The 11,792-nt window shown below is 59.5% G+C and carries 9 protein-coding genes; 7 read left to right on the forward strand and 2 right to left on the reverse strand.

Annotated features, from left to right (window positions below):
• Positions 1-97: 97 nt before the first annotated feature.
• Entirely contained in the window at positions 98-1,828 is a 1,731-nt protein-coding gene (locus tag CLV58_RS04365) for a type VI secretion system Vgr family protein (RefSeq protein WP_106136560.1), read from the reverse strand.
• 183 nt (positions 1,829-2,011) lie between these two features.
• Between CLV58_RS04365 and CLV58_RS04370 the strand changes: the two genes are divergently transcribed.
• From CLV58_RS04370 to CLV58_RS04380, 3 genes are read left to right on the forward strand one after another with little or no spacing between them, the layout of a single operon-like run.
• Positions 2,012-2,446: a GPW/gp25 family protein gene (locus CLV58_RS04370; RefSeq protein ID WP_106136561.1), complete on the forward strand. Its 435-nt coding sequence runs from the start codon at positions 2,012-2,014 to the stop codon at positions 2,444-2,446.
• A 34-nt stretch (positions 2,447-2,480) separates the two neighbouring features.
• Entirely contained in the window at positions 2,481-4,376 is a 1,896-nt protein-coding gene (locus CLV58_RS04375) for a type VI secretion system baseplate subunit TssF (RefSeq protein WP_106136562.1), read from the forward strand.
• 23 nt (positions 4,377-4,399) lie between these two features.
• A complete protein-coding gene (locus CLV58_RS04380) occupies positions 4,400-6,037 on the forward strand; it encodes an outer membrane protein (RefSeq protein ID WP_106136563.1) in 1,638 nt (545 codons plus the stop codon).
• Between the two features lie 150 nt (positions 6,038-6,187).
• Here CLV58_RS04380 and CLV58_RS04385 read toward each other — a convergent pair whose 3' ends face one another.
• Complete coding sequence (locus CLV58_RS04385) at positions 6,188-7,120, reverse strand: type VI secretion system baseplate subunit TssG (RefSeq protein ID WP_106136564.1); 933 nt, start codon at positions 7,118-7,120, stop codon at positions 6,188-6,190.
• Between the two features lie 66 nt (positions 7,121-7,186).
• On the opposite strand from CLV58_RS04385, the gene CLV58_RS04390 reads away from it, so the two are divergent.
• The 4 genes from CLV58_RS04390 (at position 7,187) to tssR (ending at position 11,781) form a co-directional block, all read left to right on the forward strand.
• Positions 7,187-7,675 carry a type VI secretion system TssO gene (locus CLV58_RS04390; protein ID WP_106136565.1) on the forward strand — a complete coding sequence of 163 codons (489 nt, stop codon included), beginning with the start codon at positions 7,187-7,189 and terminating at the stop codon, positions 7,673-7,675.
• A gap of 193 nt (positions 7,676-7,868) precedes the next feature.
• The gene (gene tssO, locus CLV58_RS04395; protein ID WP_106136566.1) at positions 7,869-8,417 is read left to right on the forward strand and encodes a type VI secretion system TssO; all 549 of its coding nucleotides are present in this window, start codon (positions 7,869-7,871) and stop codon (positions 8,415-8,417) included.
• Positions 8,418-8,422: 5 nt separating this feature from the next.
• Positions 8,423-9,310 (forward strand): PKD domain-containing protein, encoded by an 888-nt coding sequence (locus CLV58_RS04400; RefSeq protein ID WP_106136567.1) that lies wholly within the window; start codon positions 8,423-8,425, stop codon positions 9,308-9,310.
• Positions 9,307-11,781 (forward strand): type VI secretion system protein TssR domain-containing protein, encoded by a 2,475-nt coding sequence (tssR, locus tag CLV58_RS04405; RefSeq protein ID WP_106136568.1) that lies wholly within the window; start codon positions 9,307-9,309, stop codon positions 11,779-11,781. The genes CLV58_RS04400 and tssR overlap by 4 nt, the downstream gene beginning before the upstream one ends.
• Positions 11,782-11,792 lie beyond the last annotated feature (11 nt).

Raw genomic sequence — 11,792 nt, forward strand, 5'->3', positions numbered from 1 at the left:
CACACGAGTTGGCCTGACGGCCTCCAGACGTGGACGTCTGGGCTACAGTCGCCTGGTCTACACACGCGCCAGCCAACCGTAAACCATATACCTTGAACTAATTAATCATCACCATACTGCCTTTGACCGTCGTGATGCCGGAGCTTTTGACGTTCATCGTGCCGGTGCCTTCCACGTCGGTCATGGCCCCCTTGACGGCCATCTGCGCGGTGGCTTCGATTTTTACCTGTGCGCCTTTGATGTTGACGGCCTGCTTGCCTTCGATGTTGATCGTCGTCGCCGACAGGTCGATCTGCTGCGCTTCGACCGTGACCTTGGCGGTGGCTTTGACGATGATGTCTTTGGACGACTGCACCGTAATCGTTCCGTTGCCGCTGGGCACCGTGATCTTGACGAAGTTCTTCTCGTCGACCTGCAAGTGAATTTCCTTCGTGCTGGGCTTTTCGATAAAGGTCAGCGTACTACCGCTGCCTACGCTGATGTGCTTTTCCTCGTCCGGCTTGCTGGTGTCGATCCCGCTGTTTTTACCGTGCGGCAGCGCCCCGATCACGAAAGGCCGTTCAGGATTATTGTATTCGAAGCCGACCATGACCTGATCGCCGACGGTCGGCACAAACTGAAAGCCGCGCGTTTTCTTGTTGTCTTTGTGCAGGCCGAAGTGTGGCAGGGTCATACGGATAAAGGGCGTCGTTTGTGGGGCTTTCATCCAGAGCAGCCGCACTTTCACCCGGCCCATACCTTTCGGGTCTTTATTGTCGACCACCTCACCGATCTGCGTCTGCGCCATCGGCCGAATCAGTTTCCGGACTGGCATCGCTACGACATCGGCGGGAATGGCGCGGAAGCGGTTGTGATACTCACCAACACCCGTTACGTAATGAACGACATCGGTAATCAGGTACGGGGCCGATTGACCGCCTTTACCCCGCTTGGCATCCTTGACGATGATTTTACAGCCGGGAAACAAACCGGGAACGCGGGCCTGCCCTTCCATGTATTTTTCTTCCGCCCCCAGCGCAGCCTTGCGGTTGTCGCGGTAAGGCGTCATGTCGGCCGCAACTTTGGCGGGGTGCGGGTTGATCGTGCCTTCGTTTTCGGGTTTGCCGTAGGGCAGTTCGTCTTTTGCCGATTCCGCTTCCAGTCGCTTGTCGTCTTCCGACAGGTAATCGTAGTGCTTGACGTAAGTCGGCGCGGCCCGCACCCCCGACCGGAAATTGATCAGGTTACCGCCAAACGTCAGCGTCAGCGATGAACTGGTACCTGGCGTTTTGGTGAACTGAAGCTGACTACCGTCGTAGTAAAACCAGGCCCCGAAGTCGTAGGCCAGTCGCTTGAGAAAATTCCAGATCGATTCGTTGTAGCGGACGCAGAACGGCAGGTCGGCGGGACCGAGCGGGGCCGTCACTTTCTTGGGATGCTGGTAACCACTCAGGCTGGCGTTGGCAATGTCGGCGATGGACTTATCGCTGAATGTCTCGGTGCCGGGCGTTGTCCGCAGGGCTTCGCAGTGCCCGTGTCCGGTGACGATCATACGCCCCCAGTAGCCGTCGTCCTGCTGCCGCAGTTCGGTCTGCGTGATGATGCCTTTGAACTCCAGCGCCGGGCTCGATGAGTCGCCCTTCACCGTCAGGTCGAACGTCTTGCGGTGGAGCGAGTCGAGCTGATCGGGGAAGAGCGTGACCAGTTCCTCGATGGCGTCGTGCTCGAAGATAACCCGGAACTCGTGCGTCGTGTGAATCGACTGTTGCAGGGTCAGCGAATGGAAGGAGGAAATGCGTTTACCCTCGACGAGCAGCGTGGTTTCCGTAACGATAGAGTAGACCGGCATGAGGTAAAAAAGGAGGAGTACGAACCACTGTCTGCGCCGGCTTACGAAGACCAAAAACCGGCATAAAATCGGGCATCAGAACTAAGCACGCCGAATGTAAGAAAAGGCTTGTCCATTACCAACCAAATTTGTTTATTGGTTAGCGTTTATAGCGCACCCCTCTTTTTTACCCAACAACCCACTGTGAATCAGACATTTTATCAGCTACCGATCCGATTTGGACCCTTGATGGCCGGGCGCGAGCTACCCACCTGCGGAGCCGGCACGTCCATCGCCCAAACGCTCTATCTGCTGCTCTATACCCAGTACGGTGAACTGCGCGCCGATCGCTCGTTTGGCTGCCAGATCTGGGACCTTACCTACGACCGAACGGTCAGCACCAACGACTGGATGACGGGGCTCTGCGAGTCGCTCGAAGCGGCTATCCGACGCCATGAAACCCGCCTGCGCAACCCCCAGGTCAGTGTGCAGTTTCTACCCGTCGACCATCGGATCGACCCGCTGCCCGTCGACTTTCAGCGGACGGTCGTCGTCACGGTCAATGCGCTGCTCGACGCAACGCAGGAGCCCTTCCGATTCTCGACCCGGCTCTACCTCGGTCAACTGTCGATGCGCTGAGCGTCGTATCTGCTTCACCCTTTTTGGACGTACCATGGCACTGAGCGATCAGCGGTCTTTTTACACGCAGGAAGCCATCCGGCAGCGGCTGCTGCTCCACCTGATTCAGATGTGGGGCGTGCGCGACCTCAACGCGCTCGACACCTTTGTGCGCATGCTGGTCGATACGCTGGCCAACGAAATTTATAAGGTCAGCAACGAGTTCATCGGCTCGGAGGTGCGGGTGCTGGAACGACTGGCCGATCTGCTCACCCCCGATCTGCTGACCGTACCGCGTCCGGCCCACGCCATCATGCAGGCACACCCGGCCGAACCGGTGCTGGAGCTGACCGCCAGCCAGAGTTTCCTGTTTCAGCAACGGTACGCGTCGCAGTTGATGGGTGAACTCGACAGTGTACGCGATTTATTTTTCGCCCCCGTCGACTCGGTTCGGCTGGTCGACGGACGGGTGGCCTATCTGGCGGCCGGGTCACACCTGCACGCCATTCATCCGCAGTTGGGCAAACGGCTGGTGGCGCAGACCCTACCCATGCAGGCGATCCCGCCCCAGACACTCTGGATCGGGCTGGCACTAAACCCGGCGATCGAGTCGCTGGACCGCGTCAACTTCGCGTTTAACTGGCCAACGGAGATCGACGCCCAGCCACTGTTTCCGCTGCTCAAGCTCAGTAACTGGTACCTCAACGGCGCGCGACTCGCTACCGTGCCGGGCCCGGCCTACGAACACCGGGCGCAACCCATCGCCTACGGTCCGGCGCAGCTACTGACCGAATACGACATCAATTACCAGCTGGAAGCCGACATTCGGCAGACCTACCAGTTGCGGTTCATGCACGTGGGGTCCTCCGCCACGGCGCAGCTTGACGACATCCGGCAGGCGTACCCGGCTGACGTTGCCGATGCCTTCGGTGCGAAAGCCCTGGAGCCGCTCAACGGGGGTGCGCTGGTCTGGCTACGCGTGACCTTTCCAGCACCGTTCGACGCAAACGTACTCGACAAAATCACCGTCGACCTCAATGCCTTTCCGGTGCTGAACCGCAGGGAAAACCGGATGCTGTATCGCACGACGGCCAACTTCAACCTGCTACCGCTGCGGACCGGACCGTTCGAAACGCTGCTGATGGTCAAGACCGTAGTCGACAGCAAGGAGCGCGTATTTACCCCCTTCCCGGCCCACCAGGCCGACCACATCAGCGAGGGCAGCTACGTCACCCGGCGTGGTGGTGTCGAGCGGTTCGACGTACGGAACGCCCGCGAGCAGCTTACCTTTCTGCTCGAACTGCTGCGCGACGAGTCGGTGGCTTTTGCCGTCTACGGCCAGGACACCATTCGGCTATTACTGACCCAGTTGCAGGAACAGCTCGATCAGCTACAGCGCAAGGTACAGACCACCCCGACGCCCCCCATTGCCCTGAATCAGTACGTGCTGTTCAAACCCTACGAAGAAGGCGATACTATGCAGGTCGATTTCTGGACGACGAACTGCGAACTGGCCAATCGGCTTCCGGCCGGCACCCCACTGCAACCGTTCAACACCGACAGTCTCAACAGCGACAGCATTCGGCTGCTGACCGGCACCAATGGCGGGCGCGACCGTCCCTCGGCCATGCACCGGGTGCAGACCTACCGCTACGCCCTGATGAGTCACCAGCGGCTGGTCACGCAGGAAGACGTACGGTCCTTTTTTCATTACGAACTGGGGCCCCTGCTCGACTCTGTCCGGATCAGCAAGGGCGTGGCGATCGGGCAAACGCAGAAAGAAGGCCTGATGCGCACCGTCGACATTACCCTGCACCCGGCCGCCGACAGTACGCTCACCCCCGACGAGTGGAAAGTCGTACTGGAAGGCTTACAGCAAAAGCTGGTGCAGCGATCCGGACAGGTAACGCCCTACCGGCTGTTTCTGGCTGAACCCACCACCGTTGTTTAACCTACTAGCGAAGAATCAAGTACATGCAGTTACGTCTATGGTTTTTGGTTGTGTTGCTGCTGTCGTCGGCCAGGCCCCTGGTTGCGCAGGATTCGCTCGCCTTCTCCGCCAATCCGCTCGTCCTGACCCAGCCCAGTACGATCAGCGCGTCGGACATGGCCCGGTGGCGGCTCAGTGGCTACGTGGGCTATACCATTAACCCTCAGCCCGATTACAGAGAGCTATACCTGACGCGGGGGATGCACGCCAGTCTGGCAGCCGACTATTTCTTCAATCGTAACCTGGGCCTGGGCCTGCTGCTTGGCTACCAGAATCTGGCGGTAAGCGACGCCTACCGCAACGACCCGTCGATTCCGGTGGCACCCGTCATTCCCCGCGTTTTCCCCCTGACGTCGCTCCACAGCTTTATGCTGGCGGTCGGACCGGCGCTGTCGTTTCCGCTGGGTAGCCGGCTGTCGTTCAACGTCGAACTGCGGGGCGGCCTCTTCTACAACGATGCCCCCGTGCTGGGTTCGTATTCGCTGGGGGGCGGACAGGATGAATCGCTGACCGGCCGGGTCGAGACGTACATCTCATCGAACGATCAGCGCGGCCGCTGGGGTGCTCTTGCTTTTGCGGGCTTGCAGTACCAGATAACCCCACAGGTTAGCATGGGCGTGGCGGCCAACAGTTCCCTTAGTTCGTTCGGCTACAATCAGATCGGGCAGAGCGGTTACTTCAATCAGTACCGCGTGTCGCTCAACACGTTCGGGGTACAGGCATCCGTCGCCTACCGGTTCTCACCCGTGCGTCGGCAGGCCAAAACCGTTCAGCCCCCCGTCGTACCGATGCCAGTCTGTTACGCACCCATCCTCGACGTTACCCAGCCCAGTCTGTACGAAGTGGGCGCGGGGAGCCGGCCTTTGTTCCGCTGGCGCAGCGGATCGCCGGTATACACGGAGGGCGAGCAGTACGTGTTTCGGCTGTACACGCTGCCGGGCAATAAGCTGATCTACGAAAAGATGACGAAAGACATGCAGGTAGCCTGGCCCGCGCAGGTTATTCTACCCGACAGCAGCAGCTATTTTTATTACTCGCTGTTTACGAGCCGCACCGACGAACTGGAGCGGACTTGCCGCAGCGAGCCGGTGGTCGGCACGAAAGGTTTTTACCTGCGCACGGCAGCCGACAGGAAGCCAGCAGCCCCGCGCGAAACCGTCATCGAATACAGTCGGAAGCTTTACGAACTGCACAGCATGCCCATCGCCAAACCCGATTCACAAGCGGTTGCCAAAGTGGCTAAACCGCTGCCAGCGCCCCGCCGTCGGGGTGCCCCGGCAGCGCGTCCGGTACCGGTGCCTGTCCCCGACTCCATCCGACTGGGGATTCGCATCGTGCCAACGCTGGTCTACGAAGGAGTATCACAGCAGGCCGACTTTACCTGGCCCGATAGCCTGGCGACGCCCGCCGAACCGACAGTGTATCAGTACGTTGTCGGCCGAACAAACAGCCGCACAAGTCCGACCCAGATTCGCTACCTGATCGTTGAACCCGACGGTTGTACGTCATTTATCAGCGAAGCCACGAAAAACCGCTACCTACAGTACCACACCACAACCGATGAATCGACTCCCCCCACAACGGAACCACCCGCGACGACACCGACGGATAAGGGGAAATAGCTTACCCCCCGCCCCCTGAAGGGGGAGAAGTTTGCGCGCTAATCTCCCCCTTCAGGGGGCGGGGGGTAGACGTAGCGGGATAGAATAGAGCCTCCTACGGGGTTCGAACTTGCGACCTATACTTCTGGGGAACAAACGGGGGATACCGGCTTACAAAAACGAATTGAAGCCCAGGTACGATACGGCCGGGCGGGGAGTATCGGGTGCCGGGGGGACGGTCTCCACCGAGATCATCACTTCGGTCGACACCGGCAGAAAATAACCGACAAGGTCATGCAGCAACGAACGCGTTTTGGTATGGGGCAGAAAGTCAGCAACACGGTCGTCGGGCACGGGCCCCACGACGAGGTGAATCTCACGGCTGTCTTCAAAGCGGTCGCCCAGCACCGTGTCGATACCCAGCCGACTGTTCGACAGCGTCGGCAGGCCGTCGACGCGGGTCGACTGATGCCGGTGCGCGCCAACCGTCAGCCGAACGGGGACGTCGAGAAAGAGGTGCAGAAACCGGCCGAACCAGTCGAGGTTACTGCGCAGCTGGTGCAGCCACGGCAGAATCTGCAAAAAAATACCGGCCTGCGTCGGGGTCATGTCGTTCAGAATCGGCCAGTGTTCGGCAACCTGATCGATAACGGCGGTCGCGCCACTCAGGTGGTCGACGGCATTGTCGTAGTGTACCGAAAGCGTACGGAGGTAATTCAGTTCGGCATCGAAGGGCAGAAAAAACAGGCGGGACTGCCGCTCCTGCTCCCGGTCGTGGCGGAGGTCGTCGAGAATTTTGTCGGCATTGGCCGCATTAACGGGGTCTTTCGGGCGAAAAAACAGGTAATGCGGCAGCATGTCGAACAAACCTTCGCGGGGCGTGTCGATGCGTTTGTAAATAGAGGTCGAGCCGGCGAGCAACCAGTCGCTGACGTCCTCGATGTCTTTGGAATAAGCCCGGCTGTACAGCCCGGTCGGGTTAATCACGATGCACTCAGGCGTCACCTGCTGATCGGCCAGCGAAGCCGCCAGCACTTCGGCTTTGAAGTCGACATCGAGCAGATCGAGGAAGTAAGGCGAGGAAACGGGCGCAGACTGATGCATGCAAAGAGGAAGGCGTATTGCCACAACAAGGTAAGTAGTTTCTGACAGAAGCGCAGCGGGAATTGAATGAAATCATTGAATCATAAAGAGATCAGCCGGGCGTTCAACCGGTTTCTGGTCTGGTTTGCGGGATTACTGGTACTGACGACCGCCTGTGTTTACTCGTGTCAGCGCACGAGTGAGCAGCAGGCCACCCAGTTGATCCGCCAGAAAGAAGCGTTTGATCGCTATTACATCATCGACGCCACCCTGTCGGATCGGGTCGACTCGCTGTACACGTACATGAGTATGCTCAACACCAGTCAGATTCGGAACGACCGGCAGATGCAACGGCTGATTACCAAGAAGAAAGAAGAGTTTATCCGACAGGTCAACCAGGAACAGCAAACGCAGAAATACTTCACCGTATACAACCGGCTGCTGGGCCACATCAACGAAATGCTCCTGGTGAAAGACTCCCTCAACCGGGCCATTTTACAGGAAAGCGACATGCGTGAAGACTTGAAAAACTGCCTCGACCGGGCCGTCGAACAGCACCGGCAACGGAAGCGGTAGACACCCTTGGGGGCTCTAAAAGCGGCTATGCTATAGCTCTTTTTTACCCCCCGCCCCCCTGAAGGGGGAGATGCTCATTCGCAGAACACTCCCCCTTCAGGGGGGCGGGGGGTATGGTCGACCAGCACTCAACAATCCTACTCGATGCTTCGGGAACGGGGTAGACCATCGACGAACTGTTCAGAAATTACATATGGATACTTTTTTTCGACTGACCATGCGCGAACGGCGGCTACAGTTTCTGTACCTGCTGGCAGCGATCGGCATACTAACATTGCTGACAAGCTGGATCGTCTTCCGCAACCAGAATTATTCGAGTGACGAAGCCGATTACCTGTCCGAACAGATTCGGGGGAAGGAACAGATGTTGAAAAAACAGCTGGCAAACCTGCCCCTGCTCGACTCGGCCTACCGGTCGATCGTCGCCTACCGGCCGGAGGTGAACGCCATCTTCGTGGAAGTCGACATCGAAGAACACCTGAACGAAATCCGGCGGCTGTCGGCTCCGCAGGCCGATGGTACCCGCTTCCGGGCGTTCGCGCAGATTGCGGACTTCTACAAAATGATGTACGTCGACAAAAAGGTGGTCTGGAGCAAGCAGTCGAACATCGGCTTGTTCCAGAAACAACTCGACGACTGTGGCGTCGGCATGTTTCCGGGCGTCGCCACGCCGGGTGCGGCTGCACCGGGCGTAGCGACATCCGGTGCAGCGGTAGCGCCATCCACACCCCGACTTCGTTAAGCGCCATGAACAGCAAGATGACCTTGTCGGCGCGGGCGTTTCTACTGGCACTGGTGGCCCTGGCGGGACTCTATGCCTACACGGCCGACCCGGCCATTCAGGCTAGTATCTACCCGCTTCAGCAGGTGGTGGGGCAGCCTATTCGCTACACCGACAGTACCGCGCAGGCCGACGACTGGCACTGGGAGTTCGGCAACGGCCAGGATACCCACCGGGAGAAAGGGCTGTTTACCTATTACAAACCCGGCACGTACCTGATCCGCCTGACCGTCAACGAAACCAGCACCAAAACCTTCACGGTCGTCATCAAGCCCAAACCCGTTGCCGACGACGAAAACGCAGTCGTACGCATCCAGGGACCCACGTCGGGCTACGAAGACGAGAAACTTGTGTTTACCGCCGTCGGTGGGCAGGCCAGTCAGTATACGTGGCGGTTCGGGTCCAGCGGGCAGGTCGATTCGCGCGAGCAGACAGCTATCTACAGCTATCCCCGCGAAGACAATTACGGTCGCCCCAAGCGCTACACGGTCGAGCTGCTGACCGATGTAACCAAGTACCCGATTCGTCAGCAGGTGACCATCTACCGGGGCTACAACAAATTCGACCCGCCGGTCGACTCGCTCGATTTCGTCAGTGACGACATCCGGCGGCAGTTGCAGCTAATCGCTGACGGCAGGCCGTTCAACACCCATTACGACTACCTGCTGCGCAAGTACCTCTGCAACCGCAACAATGCGCTCGTGCGCACCAACGGCACGAAAGCCAATGACTTTTACTCGTACTGCATGGGCCTGCAGTTCGACCGGGGCGTTAAAGTCGACGCCGTATCGGTCGTGTCAGACACGGTGTCGTCCTGCATCGTTCGACTCGACGTTACCCAGCACAAACCATGAGTTCGTTTCTTTTTCACCGTGCGCGTTTTCTGTTCCGGCTGCTTCTCGTAGCGGGCGGATTGGGCATAGCCGGACACGCATGGGCGCAATTGCCGTTTCTGTTTCCGCGCGTGGCCCAGCAACCCGACAACCTGGTTCCGGTAGCCGTAAGTGGTGCTGCAAAAGCGAAAATTACCGTCACCAAAGAAGGCGTCGGCGGTGCATTTCCGCCACCCGGTGGCGTACCCTGGGTCGTGTTCTCGGACCGGAATAACAACAATACCTACCGCAGCACCAACGCCACTACCCCCTTTCGTAAGGCGAATTTCATGGACGCCTTCTACGTGCTGAAGGAGCGGAATGGCTACCTGAAACTGATCAAGTACGACCCGGCCCTGCCTATCGGCAACAAGTTTTCCAGCCGGGCCATCACCAACCGGAAGGCAGTGGTTTATTACGGCTGGGCACCCAAAGACCGTTTTCTGCTCACTAGCCAGAGCAGCCGGTCAGGCGCGCAGAACCGGCCCCAGGTCGTCAGTGCCGTGCTGGCCCAGCCCGCGCTGCTGACTAACCCCGACCGCTATTTTTCCAACGACTCGGTCCGGCTTTTTGCCGATCCGGGGCAGCAGGTGCCCATGAAGGAACGGATGCGGCTCTACGAACTGGCGTACGTCTATAAGCTGTCAGAAACGCGTCGGCAGGCGCTGGTGGGTCGGGCCTCCTGGTTTCCGACCGACAGCATCAAACAGGTGCTGATGGGCTGGATGCCGGTCGAGCTGGTGCAGCCCATCGGACAACGCCTGTTCCTCGAAGCCGACACGGTCCGCTACCCAACCGAATCGGTGCCGATGTTCCGGTCGCTGGCCACGGCGCTGCGCCGGGAAACGGACTCACTGGTCGTGAATCGCTTCTTCCCGGCCGTATCGTGGAACCGGCAGGGACCTAAACATCCAGTCCTGAGTCAGCTTAGTCCGCGTGGTAGTGTGCCGCTGGTGCTGACCGATGCGCAAACTCCGCTGGTCGAACGGCGACGAATTCCGGTGCTGAACGTGTTGGGTAAACCCATCGCGCAGCAGACGCTCGACGAGGTAGCCGAACGCAGCAACCGCTACAACCTGATCTATGTTGTCGAAGGCAGCTCGGCCATGCAGCCGTACTGGGGGGAGCTGCTCAACACCATTCAGTTTACGATTACCCAGCTGGCGCAGGACACCACACAGGCCGTCGATCTTCGGGTGGGTGCGGTGGTGTACGATGGCTACAAGCGGCAGGATATGGGCAGTGGCGACAGTCGAACCATGATCGCGCGGGGGTCCGTCGATCCGACGCCACTGACGACCAACTCGACCTACCTGCTCAACGAGTTGCGGAAAGCCACCCCGCCCTACAATCCCCGGGCGACGAACGAAGCGAAGGGCGTCCGGTTGGGGGTAATCCAGGCGCTGACCATGTTTGCCGACTATCCCGGCGAAAACAACATCCTGATTCTGGTCGGCATCAACGGTGACGTCCAATCGATCAGCAGTGGCACGCAGGTCGTCAATGCCCTGCGGCAGGCCGAGTGCCGACTGCTGTCGTTTCAGGTCTATGCGGCACCGGGCAACATCGCGAACAACTTCGTCGTCCACTCGCGCGAGCTGGCCCTGCAAATCGCCGACAAAAGTAGTGCAACCAAGAAGAACCGGCTCGTCCGGCCCGACATGGTGACGCTCACCAACGAGTTCAACCTGAAGCTGGGCGATCGCAACGTATACCAGCTGGCCTATCCCGACCGCAGCATGGTCCCCGGCTGGGTACTGTTCCCCCGCAAAAACCAGGCGCTCCCCTTCCGCGAACTGTATGCCGCCACTGACAGCCTGTTCAAGCAGGTAACCGACGAATCGCGGGCTGTCCTGTCGGCGCTGGAAAGCACGATCGGTCAACTCGAACCGCTGGGCGAGCGCGTCAACCCGCGCCTGTCGCCGGTGTACGCGTCGGCGGGGGTTGCCCTGCCGACCAACGCAGCCCCGCTGATGCCGCTGGCGGCTTACCCTTACCTGACGCGGGCCTACACGCCCGTAGCCATCAAGGGCGGGCCACGCTGGAAATTCACCGCCCTGCTCCCCCTCGACGAGTACGACGGTATCAGCCGGGCGCTGGAACAACTCAGTGGCGACGACATTGACCCGGCTTCCTTTGCCGACCGGCAGCGGCTGCAACGGCAGTATCGCCGGGTGGTCGAGTCGGTGGGCCTGCCGACCGATTCGCTGGTGACGCTGGACCAGGTACTCTGGCGGCTGCTCGATTTACCCGTGGCGAATCCGCTGTTCCGGCGCATCCCCGTCAACCAGGTCAACGACCGCGCCATCCTGTCCGATGCGCTGCTGAATCAGGTGTTGTACCTGCTCCGCGAACGACGCGACTACTTCCGCCGGATTCCCACCTTCCGCAACAGCCGGTTCATGTCCAACAACCGGACTTACTACTGGATCAGCGAAGACCTCTTTCGATAACCCTCTCCCCC

This window comes from Spirosoma oryzae, from assembly GCF_003002825.1.
GTDB lineage: Bacteria > Bacteroidota > Bacteroidia > Cytophagales > Spirosomataceae > Spirosoma > Spirosoma oryzae.